Source organism: Variovorax boronicumulans, assembly GCF_019352895.1.
In the GTDB taxonomy this organism is placed as follows: Bacteria; Pseudomonadota; Gammaproteobacteria; order Burkholderiales; family Burkholderiaceae_C; genus Variovorax; species Variovorax boronicumulans_A.
This window is the reverse complement of record NZ_JAAAFX010000014.1, coordinates 539,244-557,768: the sequence shown is the minus strand read 5'-3', so window position 1 is coordinate 557,768 and position 18,525 is coordinate 539,244. Positions and strand designations below refer to the sequence as shown.

The window sequence follows — 18,525 nt, the reverse complement described above, 5'->3', positions numbered from 1 at the left end:
CTTACCAGTGGAAGCCCGCGCCGACCGACACGCCGGTCTTGCCGCGCGAGTTGGCCGAGCCGCTGAACTTGATGACCCAGCGCCCGTTGTCCGCCAGCTTGGACACACCGATCGCGATCGCAGCCTGGCCGTCGTAGGCGGCAGCGCCTGCCGTCCACATGCTCTTGCCGGGAATCGACGCCTGAGGCATGCCCGCCATGGCCATCGCACCTGCGGTACCGGCGCTTGCATCCTTGGCTGTGGTCTGGATGTCGGCGCGCAGTTGGTTCGACCGCAGGTCGGTGTAGGCATTCGCCTCCTGGCCCATCTGCTTGACCTGGTCGACGTTGGCCGCATCGGTGCCGGCCACACCCGCCGCCACGTTGTGGATCGCGGTCGCGCTGCTGTTCGAGCCGCCCAGCGTGATGCTGTTCTGGTTGACCGAGCCGTCGGCGTTGGTGTCGTATTGCACGCTGCCCGCTTTCACGGACTGCAGCTGTCGCACGTTCACCGCATCGGTGGCCTCGGTGCCGCCGGCCACGTTGGTGATCTGGCGCTCGTTGCCCGCGCTGCCGACCGACACCGCGCCCTGCGTCGAGTTCACCACCGTGTTGGAGAACAGTTCCTTCTGGCCGGCCATGCCGGTCCGGTCGGCCGTGGAGCCTGCGCCCAATGCGACGCTGTTGGCGGCGTTCGACTTGGCACCGTTGCCCATGGCGACGGAACCGGCGCCCGTCGACACGGCCTGGGGTCCGACAGCCACGCTTTCCGCGCCATCGGCCTTCGAGTCGGCCGCTGCCGAGTTGGCATGGAAGTACTTGATGCCGGCGCCGCCCTGGATGTTGTTGAGCGCCGTGTTGGTCGCGTAGAGCTGGCTGCCGTTCACCGCATCCGTGCTGTTGGCGTTGAGTTGCCCCGCTGCCACGTTGGTGATCTGACGCTCTGCGCCCGCACTGCCGACACTGACCACGCCCACCGGCGCGCTGCCGGCAAAGGTGTAGGTGGTGCCCTGCAGGGTCACGCTGGTGCTGGCAACTGCGGCAGAGGTCTTCGAGTCGTTGCCCAGCGCCACGCTGTTGGCCGTCGAAGCCGTTGCGCCGTTGCCCAGCGCCACGCTCTTGTCCGCCGTCACCGACGCACCGGTGCCCATGGCGACGCCGTTGTCCGCCGTCACCGATGCACCCGAACCCACCGCCGTGCTGTCGGTTCCGACCGAGGTCGGTGCCTTGTAGCTCGTCGGCGAACCGACGATCCACTTGTCGCCGGCCGTCGCGACCGATTGGCTGATCGCCTTGAGCTGCGCCACGTTGACCGCATCGCTGTCGGCCGTGCCGGCGGCGACGCCATTGATCTGGCGGAAGATGCCGTTGGCCGCATCCCCTACCGAGACCGCCCCCTGCGTGCCGGTCGTCGCGTTGATCGCGTTCACCGCACTGGCGCTTGCCGATGGGGGAATGTAGCCAGCGACACCCGCGTTCGTGTTGGCGACGGAACCTGCACCCAAGGCCACGCCGCCGTTGCTGTTAGCCACCGCGTTCGGGCCGATGGCCACGCTGTCGCTGCCTGAGGCCTTGCTGTCGGCAGCGCTCGAGTTGGCGTGGAAGTACTTGATGCCTGCGCCGTTGTTGATGTTCTTCACCGTCGTGCCGATCAGGCCGACTTCGATGTTGGTCGCGAACAGCTGGCTGCCGTTGACTGCATCCGTGCTGCTGCCGCTCAGGCGGCCCGCCGCCACGTTGGTGATCGTGCGCTCCTCTCCAACATCACCCACGCTCACCGTACTGGTGGGCGCGTTGCCTGCGAAGGTATAGGCGTTGCCGTTGATGGTCGCGCCGGTCGTGCCCGTGGCCCCGTTCGCCTTCGAGCCGTTGCCCAGCGCCACATCGCCGGCACCGACGGCTACCGCATTCGGGCCGATCGCCACGCTCTCCTGGCCTTGGGCCAGGCTGTCGGCGCCGCTCGATTTGGCATGGAAGTACTTGATGCCACCACCGTTGCTGATGTTGGTCACCGTCGTCCCGACCTTGGTCAGCTCCTCGTTGGTCGCATACAGCTGGCTGCCGTTGACGGCATCGGTGCTGTTGGCGTTCAGGCGGCCCGCGGCGACGTTGGTGATGGTGCGTTCCGCACCGACGCTGCCCACGCTGACCGTGCTGGTCGGCGCCGCACCTGCGAAGGTGTAGGCGTTGCCGTTGATGGTCGCACCGGTTGTCTGGACCGCTGTGGTTGTGGTGGAAGCACTTCCCAGCGCCACATCACCCACGTTGTTGGCCACCGCGTTCGGCCCGATCGCCACGCTCTCCAGAGCCAGCGCCTGGCTGTCGTTGCCGCTCGAATTGGCTCGGAAGTACTTGATCCCGCCACCGTTGGTGATATTGGTCACCGTCGTACCCACGTTGCTCAGCTCGGTGTTGGTCTGGTACAGCTGGCTGCCATTGACGGCGTCCGTGCTGCTCGCGGTGAGTTGTCCTGCGGCCACGTTGGTGATCGTGCGTTCGGCACCAACACTTCCCACGCTGACCGTGCTGGTCGGCGCAGTGCCTGCGAAGGTCACGGCCTTGTCGTTGATCGTCGCGCCCGCCGTCTGGACTGCGGTGTCCGTAGTCGATCCAGCACCCAGTGCCACATCACCCACGTGGTTGGCCACTGCCTTCGGCCCGATCGCCACGCTCTCCAGAGCCAGCGCCTGGCTGTCGTTGTCACTTGAGTTGGCTCGGAAGTACTTGATCCCGCCACCGTTGGTGATGTTGGTCACCGTCGAGCCCACGTTGCTCAGCTCGTTGTTGGTCGCGTAGAGCTGGCTGCCGTTGACGGCATCCGTGCTCGTGGCGGTCAACTGACCTGCGGCCACATTGGTGATCGTGCGTTCCGCACCGGCGCTTCCCACACTGACTGTGCTGGTCGGCGCATTTCCTGCGAAGGTCACCGCCTTGCCGTTGATGGTCGCACCCGTGGTAGCCACCGCGGTGTCCGTGACAGAGCCATTGCCCAGGGCCACATCGTTCGCGTTCTTGGCCACCGCATTCGGCCCGATCGCCACACTGTCCAGGCCTTGCGCCTGGCTGTCAGGCAGCGTCGAGTTCGCCTTGAAGTACTTGATGCCACCACCGTTGGTGATGTTGGTCACCACCGAGCCCACGTTGCTCAGCTCCGTGTTGGTCGCGTACAGCTGGCTGCCGTTGACGGCATCCGTGCTGCTGGCGGTAAGGCGGCCTGCGGCCACGTTGGTGATGGTCCGCTCTGCACCCACCGAGCCCACGCTCACCGTGCTGGTCGGAACGTTGCCTGCGAAGGTCACGGCCTTGCCGTTGATCGTCGCGCCCGTGGTCGCCACTGCGGTGTCCGTGACCGAGCCATTGCCCAGCGCCACGTCGCTCGCATTCTTGGCCACCGCGTTCGGACCGATCGCCACGCTGTCCAGGCCCTGGGCCTGGCTGTCGGCCAGCGTCGAGTTGGCACGGAAGTACTTGATGCCACCGCCGTTGGTGATGGTCGTCACCGTCGAGCCCACATTCGACAGCTCGTTGTTGGTCGCATACAGCTGACTGCCATTGACCGCATCCGTGCTGCTGGCGGTCAGCTGGCCAGCGGCGACGTTGGTGATGGTGCGTTCTGCACCCACGCTGCCCACACTGATCGTGCTGGTCGGCGCATTGCCCGCGAAGGTCACCGCCTTGCCGTTGATCGTCGCGCCAGTCGTCGCCACCGCGGCGTCCGTGACCGAGCCGTTGCCCAGCGCCACATCGCTCGCATTCTTAGCCACCGCGTTCGGACCAATCGCCACGCTGTCCAGGCCCTGGGCCTGGCTGTCTGCCAGCGTCGAGTTGGCACGGAAGTACTTGATGCCGCCGCCATTGGTGATCGTAGTAACCGTGCTACCGACGTTGCTGAGCTCGTTGTTGGTCGCATACAGCTGGCTGCCATTGACCGCATCCGTGCTGCTGGCGGTCAGCTGGCCTGCTGCCACGTTGGTGATGGTGCGTTCCGAACCGACACTTCCCACGCTCACCGTGCTGGTCGGAGCACTGCCCGCGAAGGTCACGGCCTTGCCGTTGATCGTCGCACCCGCGGTCGCCACCGCGGTGTCTGTGACGGAGCCATTGCCCAGCGCCACATCGCTTGCGTTCTTGGCCACGGCGTTCGGGCCGATGGCCACGCTGTCGAGACCCTGGGCCTGGCTGTCAGCCAGCGTCGAGTTCGCGCGGAAGTACTTGATGCCGCCACCGTTGGTGATGGTCGTCACGGTGCTACCGACGTTCGACAACTCGTTGTTGGTCGCATACAGCTGGCTGCCGTTGACGGCGTCCGTGCTGGTACCACTCAGGCGGCCTGCTGCCACGTTGGTGATGGTGCGTTCCGCGCCCGCACTTCCCACACTGACTGTGCTGGTCGGAGCGCTCCCCGCGAAGGTCACAGCTTTGCCGTTAATCGTCGCGCCGGTCGTGGCCACTGCGATGTCCGTGACCGAGCCATTGCCCAAAGCCACGTCACTCGCGTTCTTGGCCACAGCGTTCGGCCCGATCGCCACACTGTCCAGACCCTGAGCCTGGCTGTCTGGCAGCGTCGAGTTCGCTCGGAAGTACTTGATTCCACCACCATTGGTGATGGTCGTCACCGTCGAGCCCACGTTGCTCAGCTCGTTGTTGGTCGCGTAGAGCTGGCTGCCATTGACCGCATCCGTGCTGCTGGCGGTCAGCTGGCCGGCGGCGACGTTGGTGATGGTCCGCTCTGCGCCGACGCTGCCGACGCTGACCGTGCTGGTCGGTGCGTTGCCGGCGAAGTTGTAGGTCGTTCCATTGACGACAGCATTCGTCGTCGCCACCGCGGTGTCCGTGACCGAGCCATTGCCCAGCGCCACATCGCTCGCGTTCTTGGCCACGGCGTTCGGGCCGATCGCCACGCTGTCCAGGCCCTGGGCCTGGCTGTCTGCCAAGGTCGAGTTGGCCTTGAAGTACTTGATGCCACCACCGTTGGTGATGTTGGTCACCACCGAGCCCACGTTGCTCAGCTCCGTGTTGGTCGCGTACAGCTGGCTGCCGTTGACGGCGTCCGTGCTGCTGGCGGTAAGGCGGCCTGCGGCCACGTTGGTGATGGTCCGCTCTGCGCCGACGCTGCCGACGCTGACCGTGCTGGTCGGCGCCGCACCTGCGAAGGTGTAGGCGTTGCCGTTGACGGTCGCACCCGCCGTCTGGATCGCGGCGGTTGTGGTGGAGCCACTGCCCAGCGCCACGTCACCCGCCTTGGTCGCCACCGCGTTTGGCCCGATCGCCACACTGTCCAGGCCTTGCGCCTGGCTGTCCGCCAGCGTCGAGTTCGCCTTGAAGTACTTGATGCCACCACCGTTGCTGATGTTGTTCACCACCGAGCCCACGTTGCTCAGCTCCGTGTTGGTCGCATACAACTGGCTGCCGTTGACGGCGTCCGTGCTGGTTCCACTCAGGCGGCCTGCGGCCACGTTGGTGATCGTGCGCTCTGCACCGACGCTGCCGACGCTGACCGTGCTGGTCGGCGCAGCACCGGCGAAGGTGTAGGTGTTGCCGTTGACGGTCGCACCCGCCGTCTGGACCGCGGCGGTCGTGGTGGAGCCATTGCCCAGCGCCACGTCGCTCGCGTTGGTCGCGACCGCGTTCGGGCCGATCGCCACGCTGTCCAGGCCCTGGGCCTGGCTGTCTGCCAAGGTCGAGTTGGCCTTGAAGTACTTGATGCCACCACCGTTGGTGATGTTGGTCACCACCGAGCCCACGTTGCCCAGCTCCGTGTTGGTCGCGTACAGCTGGCTGCCGTTGACGGCGTCCGTGCTGCTGGCGGTAAGGCGGCCTGCGGCCACGTTGGTGATGGTCCGCTCTGCACCTGCTGCACCGACGCTCACCGTGCTGGTTGGCGCGCTGCCCGCGAAAGTCACCGCCTTGTTGTTGATGGTCGCACCCGCGGTCGCCACCGCGGTGTCAGTGACCGAGCCACTGCCCAGGGCCACGTCGTTGGCGTTGGCCGCCACCGCGTTCGGCCCGATCGCCACGCTGTCCAGGCCCTGAGCCTGGCTGTCCGCCAAGGTCGAGTTGGCCTTGAAGTACTTGATGCCGCCGCCGTTGGTGATGTTCGTCACCACCGAGCCCACGTTGCTCAGCTCCGTGTTGGTCGCGTACAGCTGGCTGCCGTTGACGGCGTCCGTGCTGCTGGCGGTCAGCTGGCCGGCAGCGACGTTGGTGATGGTGCGTTCCGAACCGACACTTCCCACGCTCACCGTACTGGTTGGAGCGCTGCCTGCGAAGGTCACGGCCTTGCCGTTGATCGTCGCGCCCGTGGTCGCCACTGCGGTGTCCGTGACCGAGCCATTGCCCAGCGCCACGTCGCTCGCGTTCTTCGCCACCGCGTTCGGTCCGATCGCCACGCTGTCCAGGCCCTGGGCCTGGCTGTCCGCCAAGGTCGAGTTCGCCTTGAAGTACTTGATGCCACCACCATTGCTGATGTTGGTCACCACCGAGCCCACGTTGCTTAGCTCGGTGTTGGTCGCGTACAGCTGGCTGCCGTTGACGGCATCCGTGCTGGTGGCGCTCAGGCGGCCTGCAGCCACGTTCGTGATCTGGCGCTCTGCACCCGCCGCACCCACGCTGACCACAGCGCCCGCCGCGGGTGCAGAGCCAGCAAAGGTGTAGCTCTTTCCGTTGACCGTTGCATTGGCCGTCGGGTTCGAGGCCGTCACCGTGGAGTTGTTGCCCAGCACCACAGCGCCGTCCAGGCCGGTGCCGACCGTGACGTTGTTGCCCATCACGAAGGCGTTGGTGACCGCGACAGTGTTGTTGCTGCCGATCGCCCCCGAGTTGTTGCCGCTGACGTTGTTGCCGAGACCCACGCTCACCGCCTGCGTGCCTGCGGCTTGCGAGCCGTTGCCGATGGCGATCGACGAAGTGCCCGATGCCACCGCATTGCTGCCGAAGGCCAGCGCGCTGGTGTTGGACGCCTTCGAGTTGTTCCCCAGGGCGACGCTTTGTACGCCGGAGGCATTCGCGTTCGTACCGACTGCCAGCGCGTCGTCAACCGTCGCATTGGCGCTGAAGCCTAAGGCTGTTGACCTGATACCAGCTGCACCGGTGCTTTCGCCCATGGCGATCGAGGACTCCCCAGTGGCCTTGCTTTCGTAGCCAATGGCGGTGGCAGAGACGCCGTTGGCATTGGCATTGAAGCCCAGCGCCACCGCGACCTGCCCCCCGGATCGCGCGCCTGGTCCTGCCGCAATGGAGCTCGAGCCACCCGACACGGCATCCGGCCCGATGGCCACGCTGTTGGCGCCCGAGGCAATGCTGTCAGGGCGGGTCGAGTTCGCCTTGAAGTACTTGATGCCGCCACCGTTGGTGATGTTGGTCACCACCGCGCCCACGTTGCTCAGCTCGGTGTTGGTCGCGTACAGCTGGCTGCCGTTGACGGCATCCGTGCTGCCCGCGATCACGCGACCTGCGGCCACGTTGGTGATCTGGCGCTCCGCGCCCACCGCGCCCACGCTCACCACATCGCCCGCCGCCGGCGTCGTGCCCGCGAAGGTGTAGGCCTTGCCGTTGATCGTCGTGCCGGTGGTGGCCTGTGCGGCCGCCACCTTCGAGTTGTTGCCCAGCACCACCGCGCCGTCCAGGCCAGAGCCGACTGTGACGTTGTTGCCCAGCACGAAGGCGTTGGCAGCCGCAATGGTGTTGTTGCCGCCGATCGCCCCCGCGTTGTTGCCGCTGACGTTGTTGCCGAGGCCTACGCTCACCGCCTGCGTGCCTGCGGCCTGCGAGCCGTCGCCGATGGCGATCGACTGCGTGCCCGATGCCACGGCATTGCTGCCAAGGGCCAGCGCGCTGGTGTTGGACGCCTTCGAGTTGAAGCCCACGGCGACGCTCTGTTGACCCGAGGCCGTGGAACTGGTGCCGGCTGCCAGCGCGTTGTCGCCCGTTGCATTGGCGCTGAGGCCAAAGGCTGCCGACTTGCTACCGGATGCATTGGCGCTTTCACCCATGCCGATCGAAGACTCACCAGCGGCCTGGCTTTCGAAGCCAATGGCCATGGCACCGGCACCGCTGGCATTGGCCCTGACGCCCATGGCGCTGGAACCGAAGCCGCTGGCATTCGCATTGAAGCCAATCGCCACCGCAACGTTCCCTCCGGACCGCGCGCCAGGACCTGCCGCCATGGAGCTCGATCCACCCGACACGGCATCCGGTCCGATGGCGATGCTGTTGGCGCCCGTGGGGAGGCTGTCCGCACCGCTCGATTTGCCTACATGGAAGTACTTGATGCCGCCGCCATTGGTGATGTTCGTCACCACAGTGCCGACGTTGCTCAGTTCCGTATTGGTCGCATACAGCTGGCTGCCGTTGACCGCATCCGTGCTGCCCGCGATCACGCGACCTGCGGCCACGTTGGTGATCTGGCGCTCCGCGCCCACCGCGCCCACGCTCACCACATCGCCCGCAGCCGGCATCGTGCCCGCGAAGGTGTAGGCCTTGCCGTTGATCGTCGTGCCCGTGGCGGCCTGGGCGGCCGCCACCGTCGAGTTATTGCCCAGCACCACGGCACCATCCAGACCGGTGCCGACCGTGACGTTGTTGCCTAGCACGAGGGCATTGTTGGAGACCACCGCGTTCTTGTAACCCACCGCAGAGGAGAAGTCGCCCGAGACGTTGTTCAAGACACCGACCGCGGTGGCGGCGACCCCACTGACAGCGCTATTTGCCCCGATGACCGCGGACCCAGAGGCACTTGCCTTCGCGTTGACACCGAGGGCGATGGCGAGAGCACCAGACGTCGTACTCGAATCCCCCATGGCCACGCTTTGACCGCCTGAAGCGTTGGCACCCGCGCCTGCAGCGAACGAGTGAAGGCCCGTTGCTCGGGTCGGACTTTCCGCGACCGACCCCAGCGCGATCCCGCCATTCGCCGCCACGGTCCCATTGCCGAGCGCGGTGCCGCCCAAGGTCGATGTGGCTTTCTCGCCCACAGCCACACCGCCACTTGCACTGCTGTTTTCACCGATGGCAAGACCACGGAGCTCTTGACCCGTGATCGTACTGAGCGAGTTGCTGGCTACGCTGTTGCCCCCAATGGCAATCGCTCCGACGCCGTTGGCATTGGCGTTGTTGCCCATGGCCACCGAATTCGCTCCCACCGCCACAGTCTTCGGCCCGATCGCGATACTTTCCGCGCCATAGGCAACGCTGTCGGCCTCCGCCGAGTTGGCATGGAAATACTTGGTGGGCGCACCGTTGATCACAAGCTTGCTCACCGCCTGGTTGGTCGCGAACAACTGGCTCCCGTTGACCGCATCGGTGCTGGTGTTGCTCAGGCGGCCCGCAGCCACGTTGGTGATCTGGCGCTCCGCACCGGCAGCTCCCACGCTCACCGTGCTGGTGGGCGTGGTGCCGGCGAAGGCGTAGCCGCTGCCATTGATCGTGACGCCGGTCACGGGCGTCGCGGCCACGGCCGCCGAGCCGTCGCCCAGCACCACGGCGCCGGTCAGGCTGGAGCCGACCGAGACGTTGTTGCCCATCACGAAGGCCCTGTCGGCCGCGACGGTGTTGTTGTTGCCGAAGGCGTACGAGCCCGCGCCAGTCACGGTGTTCGGGTCGCCGAAGGCACCCGAGTTGTTGCCGCTGACAACGTTCCCCGTGCCCACGCTCAACGACTGCGTGCCCGTGGCCTGCGATCCATTGCCGATGGCGATCGACTGCGTGCCCGATGCCATGGCATTGTTGCCGAAGGCCAGCGCGCTGGCGTTGGACGCCTTCGAGTTGAAGCCCACGGCGACGCTCTTTTCGCCCGAGGCCACGGAGCTGGAGCCGGCTGCCAGTGCATCGTCAGCCAGCGCCCTGGCGCTATTGCCCAAGGCCGCTGCCCTGAGACCGGTTGAATTGCTGCTTTCGCCCAAAGCCGTTGAGCTGTTACCGGATGCATTGGCGTTGGTGCCCATGGCCATGGCGCTGTTGTTGGACGCATTCGCGCCGTTTCCCATGGCGATCGAAGACCCACCAGAAGCCTTGGCATTGACACCCACGGCGCTGGCACCGAAAGCACTGGCATTGGCATTGGCGCCGAGCGCCACGCTCTGGTCGCCCTCAGCCGCGCTGTTGCCCCCGAACGCAGCGCTGGTGGCGCCGGAGGCGTTGGCCCCCCTACCCACCGCCACCGCATTGGTATTGGAAGCCTTGCTCAGGTAACCGACCGCCACGCTCTGCTGGCCCGATGCATTGGCCGAGGCGCCGGCCGCCAGCGCGAAGTTGCTGCTCGCCTTGGCGTTTTCACCCACGGCCACTGTGCTGCTGGCACTGGCCGTGGCGCTGTTGCCCAGCGCGGTGGCACTGCCGCCGGTGGCGTTGCTGTTGACGCCCAGAGCGGTGGTACCGAAGGCACTGGCATTGGCATTGGTGCCCATGGCGATCGAATCCGTCCCGCTGGCCACAGACCGCGGCCCGACCGCCACGCTGTCCGTGCCCAACGCCAGGCTGTCCGCCGCGGTCGATTGCGCACGGAAGTACTTGATGCCGCCACCATTGGTGATGTTGGTCACCACCGCGCCGACGTTGCTCAGCTCGGTGTTGGTTGCGTACAGCTGGCTGCCGTTGACCGCATCCGTGCTGCCCGCGGTCACGCGGCCTGCGGCCACGTTGGTGATCTGGCGCTCCGCACCCACTGCACCCACGCTGACCACATCGCCCGCGGCGGGCGTCGTACCCGCAAAGGTGTAGGCCTTGCCGTTGATCGTCGTGCCCGTGGTGGCCTGCGCCGCCGCCACCTTCGAGTTGTTGCCCAGCACCACGGCGCCGTCCAGGCCGGTGCCGACCGTGACGTTGTTGCCCAGCACGAAGGCGTTGTTCGATGCCACGTTGTTCTGGTAGCCCAGCGCAGCAGCGTTGTTGCCCGAAACGTTGTTCAGGTTCCCGACGGCGCTGGAGCTTTCTCCGCTGACGGCGTTGACTGCCCCAAGAGCCACGGATCCTTCGGCGCTGGCATTCGAAAGAAAACCGACCGCAACGGCACCGACACCGGATGCACTGGCCCGATCACCCGCCGCAAGGCCACTGAGACCAGAGGCATTGGCGTTCACGCCAACAGCGGCTGATCGGTTACCAGAAGCTATGGAACCGGAGCCGGCAGCGAGCGAAAAGTCGCCCGAAGCCACACTCGCGGCGCCGACCGCCATACTTTGATCGCCGCTTGCATTGGCGAGTATGCCCACAGCGACCGAGTAGGTCCCCATAGCGCTGGTTGGCGCATCCGTCCTTACCCCCAGCGCAATCCCGCCGTTCGCTGCCACAGAACCATTGCCGAGCGCAGTGGAACCCAGCCCCGCATTGGCTTTCTCGCCCACGGCCACACCGCCGGCTGCGCTGCTGTTTTCACCAATGGCCACACCTCGAAGCAACTGCCCCGTTCCAGAGATCACCCCATTGGCCGCAGTGCTGTTGGCCCCGATGGCCACATCCCCGATGCCGTTGGCATTGGCGTTGTTGCCCATCGCGATGGAATTTTGGCTACCGGCCACAGCCTTCGGCCCGATGGCCACGCTCTCCGCACCCGCCGCAACGCTGTCGGCCTCCACCGAATTAACCTTGAAGTACTTGGTCGGCGCGCCGTTGGTCACGAGCTTGTTCACCGCCTGGTTGGTCGCGAACAGCTGGCTGCCGTTGACCGCATCGGTGCTGGTGCCGCTCAGCCGGCCCGCGGCCACGTTGGTGATCTGGCGTTCCGCATTGGCAGCGCCCACGCTCACCGTGCTGGTGGGTGCGGTGCCCGCGAAGGCGTAGCCGATGCCATTGATCGTCGTGCCCGTGGTCGCCTGGGCAGCCACGGCCGCCGAGCCATCGCCCAGCACCACGGCGCCGGTCAGGCTGGAGCCGACCGAGACGTTGTTGCCCATCACGAAGGCCCTGTCGGCCGCGATGGTGTTGTTGTTGCCGAACGCATACGAGCCCGCGCCGGTCACAGTGTTCGGGTCGCCGAAGGCACCCGAGTTGTTGCCACTGACCTTGTTGCCCGTGCCCACGCTCAACGACTGCGTGCCCGTGGCCTGCGCGCCGTTGCCGATGGCGATCGACTGCGTGCCCGATGCCAAGGCATTGTTGCCCAAGGCCAGCGCGCTGGTGTTGGACGCCTTCGAGTTGATGCCCACTGCCACGCTCTGCGCGCCGGAGGCCGTGGAACTGGCGCCGGCTGCGAGCGCGTCGGCGCCGGACGCCGCGGAGGCATTGCCGAGCGCTGAGGAGTTGCTGCCCGCGGCGTTGGCGTTATTGCCCACGGCCACCGCGTTGTCGAGGCGGGCGGCGGAGTTCGCGCCCACGCTGACCCCGCTGCTGCCGGCCGCATTGGCGCCCGCACCCACCGCCACCGCATTGGTGTTGGAAGCCTTGCTCAGGTAACCGACCGCCAGGCTCTGCAGGCCCGACGCATTGGAGGAGGCGCCGGCGGCCAGCGCGAAGTTGCTGCTCGTCTTGGCGCTTTCGCCCAAGGCCACCGTGCTGTTGCCGGCTGCACTGGCGCTGTTGCCCAGGGCGGTGGCGCTGCCGCCAATGGCGTTGCTGTTGACGCCCAGGGCGCTGGCACCGAAGCCATTGGCATTGGCATTGGCGCCGAGCGCCACGCTCTGGTCGCCTGAAGCCGCGCTGTTTCCCCCCAGCGCAGCGCTGGTGGCACCGGAAGCCTTGGCGTTCGGTCCCACCGCCACCGCATTGGCGTTGGACGCCTTGCTCAGATAACCGACCGCCAGGCTCTGCAAGCCGGACGCATTGGAGGTGGAGCCGACGGCCAGCGCGTAGTCGCTGCTCGCCTTGGCGCTGGCACCCACGGCCACGGCGTTGGTGCCCGTTGCGTTGGCACTTTCGCCCAAGGCCGCGGCGCTGTTACCCGCTGCAACGGCGCTGTTGCCCAGGGCGGTGGCACTGCCCCCCGTGGCCTTGCTGTTGACGCCCATGGCGCTGGCACCGAAGGCACTGGCATTGGCATTGGAGCCGACCGCCACACTCTGGTCGCCGGAGGCGACGCTGTTGACCCCGAAGGCAGCGCTGGTGCCACCCGAAGCACCCGCACCCGCACCTACGGCGATCGCAGCGGCACCGGTCGCATCGGCACTCGCTCCCAACGCCACCGCATTGGTTTTGGTGGCCGTCGTCAGAAAGCCGATCGCCACGCTCTGAAGACCTGACGCATTGGCGCTCGAGCCGGCGGCCAGCGTGTCGTCAGCCAGCGCTCTGGCGGTGTTGCCGAAGGCTGCGGACCGGCTGCCGGTGGCCGTGCTGCTTTCGCCCGCGGTCAATGCGCTGGCGCCGGATGCGACGGCGCTGGTGCCCAGGGCCATGGCGTTGGTATTGGACGCACTCGCACCATTGCCCAGAGCGACAGCACTGTTGCCAGTGGCCTTGCTGTTGACGCCCATGGCGCTGGCACCGAAGGCACTGGCATTGGCACTGGGGCCGACGGCCAGCGCGTAGTCACTGCTCGCCTTGGCGCTGGCACCCACGGCCACCGCGTTGGTGCCCGTTGCGTTGGAGCCTTCGCCCAAGGCCGCTGCGCTGTTACCGGCTGCAACGGCGCTGTTGCCCAGGGCCGTGGCACTGCCGCCAATGGCCTTGCTGTTCACGCCCAGGGCGCTGGCACCGAAGGCACTGGCGTTGGCATTGGGGCCGACAGCTACCGCAAGCTGCCCGGCGGATCGCGCGCCCTGACCTGCGGCCATGGAGTTCGCCCCCCCCGACACGGCATCCGGCCCGATGGCGATGCTGTTGGCGCCCGTGGGCACGCTGTCCGCGCCGCTCGAGTTGGCATTGAAGTACTTGGTGGGCACACCGTTGGTCGCGAGATTGGTCACCGCCAGGTTGGTCGCATTCAACTGGCTGCCATTGACCGCATCGGTGCTGCTGCCGTTCACGCGGCCTGCCGCCACGTTGGTGATCTGGCGCTCCGTCCCCGCCGCCCCCACGCTGACCGTGCTGGCAGGCGCGGTGCCGGCGAAGTTGTAGGTGGTGCCGTTGAGGACGACGTTGGTCACGGGCGCCGCGGCCACGGCGGCCGAGCCGTTGCCGAGCACCACGGTGCCGGCCAGGCCGGCGCCGACCGAGATGTTGTTGCCCATCACAAAGGCGTTGTTGGCCGCGACGGTGTTGTTGGTGCCGATCGCGCCCGAGTTGTTGCCGCTGACCTTGCTGAAATAGCCCACGCCCACGGCCTGCGTGCCCGCGGCCTGCGAGCCGTCGCCAATGGAGACCGCCGAACTGCCGCCCGCGTTGGCGCCCGTTCCCAAGGCGACCGTATTGAGGTTGGTCGCTTTGCTCAGGTAGCCGACCGCCAGGCTCTGCACGCCTGAAGCGGTGGCGGTGGGGCCGACGGCCGATGCGTAGTCATTGGTCGCCTGCGCGGCGGCCCCCACGGCCACGGCGCTGTTGCCGGATGCAGTGGCGCCATTGCCTGCTGCGACCGCGCTGGTGTTGGACGCCGTCGAGTTCACGCCCACGGCCACGCTCTGCCCGCCCGAAGCCGCGGCACTGGGGCCTGCTGCCGTGGAGTCGGTGCCGGACGCCGCGGAGGCGTTGCCAACAGAGAGCGCATTGCCGCCGGTTGCCCTGGCGTTGTTGCCGACCGCCACCGTGTTGGCAAGGCTGGCAAGGGTGTTCGCGCCGACCGCCAAGGCACTGTTGCCGGCGGCATTGGCGGTGTTGCCTGCCGCCAGTGCGTTGGTGTTCGAGGCCTTCGAATTCATCCCGACGGCCACGCTCTGTGCGCCAGAAGCCGTGCTCTGGGGTCCAAGCGCTACAGCTTGCGCTTTCGATGCCAGGGAGTCACGGCCCAAGCCGATGGACCACAATCCCTGCGCTTGCGCAGTTTGACCGATGGCAATCCCACCAACCTGCGTCACCAGGGTTTCCTCCCCAATGGCGACCCCCCCCCTGCATTGGTGAGCGTCCCGGCAATCGCCACCCCCTGCGAACTGTTGGTGACCGTGTTGCGCCCGTTGATGAAGACGAAGCTGTCCTGCGACTTGGTGACCGGCGAGAGGGTCGAGGGCGCCGCCCCGCCGGGCCGAAAGACAGCTGAACCACCCGACTCCCTGTCCAGGGTGAGGTCGTTCCCCATCACGATGGATGCAGCCGAGTTGGCGCGCACATTGAAACCAATGGCAATGGCATTGTTCGCAAAAACCGAGGCATTGCTGCCGATGGCGACCCCCGGGCCGATGCCAAGGACCTCCGAATCGGGACCATAGGCCAGCTGCTGGTTCTTGCTGGCGACGGTGCCACCGTCCAACTCCCCCGCCACCGCCACCGAGGGCGCCATCACCCCCGCCTGCAGCAGGATGCCCGCCGCCAGCACCGCCCGGGTGGCCTTTCGGCTCCGGCTGGATTTGCTTCGACCGGTCGCCAGCTCGGAGGCAGCGACCCAAGCGCCCAGCGACTCGTTCCAGATGGTCTTGTATGACTTGTTCATTTCATGTCCCTCGAAGATTAATCAAATCCAGCAGTGAATATCTTTAAACCAATAGATTGACAAAGAAGCTTGAGCCCCACATTCGTCAACGAATTTTCAAAAAGGTTTGACTGCGAACTTTAGTGGAGGGGAACTTTCCAGAACATGAATTTAGGGAACAGTGAATATGAAAGGTGCGCACACGCATGCGCAAATGCACGCCGCGGAGCACGCATTGGGGACACCTTGGAATGGAGGCTCGGCCCACTCTTCCGAGCCTCGGCACGCCGGGTCCGATGCGCGCCGGATCGTGTGTTTTTTTCGCCTCTTTCAGAGGGAAATATCGCTTTGAAGGCGGCCCCTCTACCCAGTACCGCGCGCGCGGCCCCGGCCTGCCGAACCGGTGCGCGCACCGGCTGAGGGACAGGCCGCCGCCACCTGAAAATAAAGCCAACCGCCGATTCATGACCTTGGCGCCATACGGCATTAGGCCCCCAATATTTGAATATCCTTGTGCAGCGATTCGCACCCATTTTTCTTAAAACTGATGAACTTTTCAGCACAGCGCAACGCAACGGGGCGGACTCCCCCGTCATTGGCACGAGAGGCATAAACGTAAAAAAGAACGGCACCCCAGGCCTTTACCGATCCAAGCACCAATGACTTAATTTCAATTCAATTAAAACGAAAGGGTTTAATTCATTGAAAACACGCGCTCCCGGAGCCCAGGCCATGGCATCGGGCAGGGGCCGCGCTCCGGCGCGCTGGCGCCCCCGCACGCCGGCCGACGGGGATAATCCAGGCGCACACCCGTCCTCCCACGTTCGCGGACCGCCCTGCCGATGCAGCGCCGCGGGCCTCCCCAACGCTCCCACCTTCAGCCCTCCGCCCATGCGCCTCAACCTGATCTATGCACGCGCCGCCAACGGCGTGATCGGCAAGGACAACGCCCTGCCCTGGCACCTGCCGGAGGACATGGCGCACTTCAAGCGCATGACGGCCGGTTGCCCGGTGCTGATGGGCCGCAAGACCTGGGATTCGCTGCCGCCGAAGTTCCGTCCCCTGCCGGGTCGGCGCAACATCGTGCTGACGCGCCAGACCGGCTGGCAGGCCGCGGGCGCCGAGCGAGCGGCCGACCTGGGCCAGGCGATCGCGCTGTCCGCGGACGCGGCCGAGGTGTGGGTGATCGGCGGCGCGCAGATCTATGCCGACGCCGCGGCGTTGGCGCAGCGCGCCGTGGTGACCGAGATCGCACGCGACTTCGAGGGCGATGCGCACGCGCCCTCGCTGGGCGCCGGCTGGCGCGAGAGCGCACGCGAAAGCCATGTGTCGAGCACCGGTCTGCCCTTCAGCTTCGTGACGCTCGAAAGGAGCGACGCATGAACATCCGCGAGCTCTTCGGCATCGACCTGCCGATCGTCCAGGCCCCGATGGCGGGCGTGCAGGGCAGCGCCATGGCGGTGGCGGTGTCGAACGCCGGTGGACTGGGTTCTCTGCCCTGCGCCATGCTCACGCCAGAGACGTTGCGCAGCGAACTGCAGGCGATCACGGCGCAGACCACGCGTCCCTGGAACCTCAACTTCTTCTGCCACACGCCGCCCGTGCCCGATGCCGCGCGCGAAGCCCGGTGGCGCGCGGCGCTCGCGCCCTTCTACGCCGAGTACGGCATCGACCCCGCCACCATCCCCGAGGGCGGCGGGCGCGCGCCCTTCAGCGAGGCCATCGCCGAGCTGATCGCGCCCTTCCGTCCGCCGGTCGTGAGCTTCCATTTCGGCCTGCCCTCGGCCGCGCTGATGGCGCGCGTCAAGGGCTGGGGCGCCAAGGTGCTGTCGTCGGCCACCACGGTGGAAGAAGCGCGCTGGCTCGAGGCGCACGGCGCCGACGCGGTGATCGCGCAGGGCCTGGAGGCCGGCGGCCACCGCGGCATCTTCCTCGGCGACGACCTCTCCACGCAGATCGGCACCTTCGCGCTGCTGCCGCAGGTCGTGCAGGCGGTGAAGCTGCCGGTGATCGCGGCCGGCGGCATCGCCGACGCGCAGGGCGTGGCCGCGGCCATGGCGCTGGGCGCGGCCGGCGTGCAGGTCGGCACCAGCTACATGCTGTGCCCCGAAGCCACGACCACCGCGCTGCACCGCGCCGCCCTGCAGAGCCGGCGGGCCGAGCACACGGTGCTGACCAACCTGATCACCGGCCGGCCGGCGCGCGGCATGCGCAACCGCCTGCTCGATGCGCTGGGGCCGCTCAGCGATGCGCCGCCCGCCTTCCCGCTGGCCACGGCAGCGCTCGCGCCGCTCAAGGCCGCGGCCGAGAAGCGGGGCCGCGACGACTTCTCCACGCTGTGGTCGGGCCAGAACGCGAGCGGCTGCCGCGCGATTGCGGCCGCCGAGATGACGCGCCGCCTGGCCGGCCTCTGAGCGCCGGACCGCAGCCCACACCTCAGGCCAGCAGCGAGCGCAGCGCGATGCAGTGGCTCGCGCTGCCGCCCAGCACGAACAGGTGCCAGACCCCATGCGCATGGCGCCAGCGGCCGTCGCGCGCATAGAAGAGCACGCCACCGGTGTAGAGCAAGGCGCCGGCCAGCAGCCACGGCAGGCCGGCGGCGGGAAAGCGCTCGACGATGGGCAGCACGGCCGCGAGGCCGACCCAGCCCATCAGCACATAGAGCGCGACCGCCGGCGGCCGCTCGCGCGGCGGCAGCAGTTCGCGCGCCACGCCGTACAGCGCCGCGGCCCAGACCGCGGCGAACAGGCCCCAGCCCCAAACGCCGCGCAGCGCGACCAGCGCCAGCGGCGTGTAGGTGCCGGCGATCATCAGGTAGATCGCGCAATGGTCGGCGCGGGCCCAGGCCGCCTTGGCGCGGCCGCGCGTGCCGTGGAACAGCGTCGACGCGGTGTAGAGCGCCACCATCGCGGCGGCGAACACGCTGAAGCTCGCCACCCGCCAGGCATCGTCCGAGGCCGCGGCCTCGCCGACCAGCACCACCGCCGCGCCCAGCGCCAGCAGCAGGCCGAGCGCGTGCGTGCAGGTGTTGAGCCGTTCGCCTTCGTGCATGGGCATGTCCTTTCGGGACTGCGCATCGGACGCGGCCCACGGCGGGCCGCCCGATGCAGGCTGCAAGTCTGG

The 18,525-nt window shown here is 67.2% G+C and carries 5 protein-coding genes and 1 pseudogene; 2 read left to right on the top strand and 4 right to left on the bottom strand.

The window, feature by feature from the left end:
• Position 1 precedes the first annotated feature (1 nt).
• From K0H49_RS28960 to K0H49_RS28955, 3 genes and pseudogenes are all read right to left on the bottom strand, one after another.
• On the bottom strand, positions 2-14,698 hold the full coding sequence (locus K0H49_RS28960; protein ID WP_257625275.1) for a hypothetical protein: 14,697 nt from the start codon (positions 14,696-14,698) through the stop codon (positions 2-4).
• A 3-nt stretch (positions 14,699-14,701) separates the two neighbouring features.
• Positions 14,702-14,854: pseudogene (locus K0H49_RS31005) on the bottom strand (hypothetical protein); the annotation flags it as partial.
• Positions 14,851-15,423 carry an ESPR domain-containing protein gene (locus tag K0H49_RS28955; protein WP_219220123.1) on the bottom strand — a complete coding sequence of 191 codons (573 nt, stop codon included), beginning with the start codon at positions 15,421-15,423 and terminating at the stop codon, positions 14,851-14,853. The gene K0H49_RS28955 and the pseudogene K0H49_RS31005, both read right to left, overlap by 4 nt.
• Positions 15,424-16,293: 870 nt before the next feature.
• Between K0H49_RS28955 and K0H49_RS28950 the strand changes: the two genes are divergently transcribed.
• Together K0H49_RS28950 and K0H49_RS28945 are read left to right on the top strand one after the other, a co-directional pair.
• Positions 16,294-16,785 carry a dihydrofolate reductase gene (locus K0H49_RS28950; RefSeq protein ID WP_219220122.1) on the top strand — a complete coding sequence of 164 codons (492 nt, stop codon included), beginning with the start codon at positions 16,294-16,296 and terminating at the stop codon, positions 16,783-16,785.
• Positions 16,782-17,816, top strand: a complete 1,035-nt coding sequence (locus K0H49_RS28945) for an NAD(P)H-dependent flavin oxidoreductase (protein WP_219220120.1) — start codon at positions 16,782-16,784, stop codon at positions 17,814-17,816. Before K0H49_RS28950 ends, K0H49_RS28945 begins: the two co-directional genes overlap by 4 nt.
• Positions 17,817-17,838: 22 nt before the next feature.
• Here the strand turns inward: K0H49_RS28945 and trhA are convergent, their stop codons facing one another.
• The gene (gene trhA / locus K0H49_RS28940) at positions 17,839-18,453 is read right to left on the bottom strand and encodes a PAQR family membrane homeostasis protein TrhA (RefSeq protein WP_219220118.1); all 615 of its coding nucleotides are present in this window, start codon (positions 18,451-18,453) and stop codon (positions 17,839-17,841) included.
• Positions 18,454-18,525 lie beyond the last annotated feature (72 nt).

Excerpts from the sequence above, each read along its gene's own strand:
- K0H49_RS28960 (WP_257625275.1), bottom strand. The coding sequence starts at position 14,698 with ATGAATTCGAAGGCCTCGAACACCAACGCACTGGCGGCAGGCAACACC.
- trhA (WP_219220118.1), bottom strand. The coding sequence starts at position 18,453 with ATGCACGAAGGCGAACGGCTCAACACCTGCACGCACGCGCTCGGCCTG.
- K0H49_RS28955 (WP_219220123.1), bottom strand. The coding sequence starts at position 15,423 with ATGAACAAGTCATACAAGACCATCTGGAACGAGTCGCTGGGCGCTTGG.
- K0H49_RS28945 (WP_219220120.1), top strand. The coding sequence starts at position 16,782 with ATGAACATCCGCGAGCTCTTCGGCATCGACCTGCCGATCGTCCAGGCC.
- K0H49_RS28950 (WP_219220122.1), top strand. The coding sequence starts at position 16,294 with ATGCGCCTCAACCTGATCTATGCACGCGCCGCCAACGGCGTGATCGGC.